Origin of the sequence: Campylobacter sp. IFREMER_LSEM_CL2194 (assembly GCF_025771685.1) — a bacterium.
In the GTDB taxonomy this organism is placed as follows: domain Bacteria; phylum Campylobacterota; class Campylobacteria; order Campylobacterales; family Campylobacteraceae; genus Campylobacter_D.
In genome coordinates this window covers 1-1,550 of record NZ_JAKMQS010000041.1, presented here as the reverse complement: position 1 = coordinate 1,550, position 1,550 = coordinate 1, and the positions used below count along the sequence as shown (strand labels likewise).

General features: G+C 26.7%; 1 pseudogene. It reads right to left on the bottom strand.

The annotated features are described in order from the left end of the window. Positions 1–1,254, bottom strand: a pseudogene (locus L8V79_RS08060) (methyl-accepting chemotaxis protein); the annotation flags it as partial. Positions 1,255–1,550 lie beyond the last annotated feature (296 nt).

Genomic DNA, 1,550 nt, shown 5'->3' with positions numbered 1-1,550 from the left:
TTTAGCATCTTGTTCTAATGCATTTTTAGTTTTGGTGATGTTTTCGTTGATTATTTTACCCATTCTTCCTAATTCATCATCGGCTTTAATCTTTATTGTTTGCACTTCTTTGGTTTCATGATTTAAAAATTTGAAGAAATTTTGTAAAGAATGAAGTATAATAGGAATTCTAGCACCTACTATTTTATTTACACAAAAATAAACAATGGCTAAGATTATAACAACTATAACTAGTGCTATAATAATTAAAATAAATTGTAATTTATATAAAGGTTGTAAAACAGACTTTTTTGGTGCGGTGACTATTATACTCCAGTGACTAGAGTCTCCTAGTGTGCTAAAAGGAGTGATACTAGCAAAGCTGAGATTTCCATTTGAATCAGTATAATTGTCAATAATTATATCTTTACGTTCTTTAACGGCATCAATAATAAATTTTGTCGAAGGATCTTTATTGATTTCAGGTAGAGTTTTTAATATAGCATCTTTGTTTTTGTGAATAGTAATAACCCCTTGATCAGTCATTAAAAATCTTAAATCACCTTCGTAGGCATCTAGTTTTGGATCAAGCATTTCTTGTGATATTTCTAAGAAATCAAAAGTATATCCAACAACACCTACAAATTTGCCTTTGCTGTTAAAGATAGGCATTCCTAAATTAATACCTAAAAAATCATGTCCATCATAATTTAATTTTGATGGAGCGCCAACAAATAAAGTATCTAAATCACCATATTTTGCGTTTTGTTCAATTTTTTGTAAAATGTTCAGTTGAGAAAAATTATTAGGAACTTTTATAGATCTTATGCCACCTGCTTTTCCTGTAGTTTCATCGAAAAAAATCATAGCAAAAGTTTTACCATTAGAGCTTTTAAAATTTGAATCTAATGCTTGGGTGTCAGATAAAACAGAAGGATCTTTTAGCCAAAGAAATGAATAAGCTGCATAACCACTACTGTCAAAGGTATTTTTTAATAAGCTTTCTATTAACGCAACATCTACTTGGTCATATTTCGAAAACATTTCATTAAGCGATGTAGCCATTCCTTTTGTAAGAACAACTTCCTCATTTAGAATGCCTTGCATAAAATTTCCGTATCTTTTCGCAGAAAGAAAGATTGAATTTTTAGCTTCATTTTCCATATTAGAAGCAACTTGAATTGATAAAATAGTCACCAAAATGGCTATTCCAGCGATTATACTAATAGCAACTGATAATACTAGTTTTAACCCTATATTTAAAGATTTAAACATCAATAACTCCTTTTTTTGATTAGCATTAATTCTATTTTTTTATATAAAACTATTTTTAAACTATTTTAAAAGATTTAATTTTTTTAAAATTGGTTCAAATACACACACGCAAAAATAAATCAAAAAATGATATAACAATGAAAAATACATACTTTGTATAATAAAATAATAAAAATATTTTTTTATAAATATATGATTAAAAATTGTAGCTATTGTGAAAATATTTTTATTAAAGTAAACATAAATTGTTATGGATAAAAATTAGACTAAATAAAATACAGGTCTTCCAACTAATC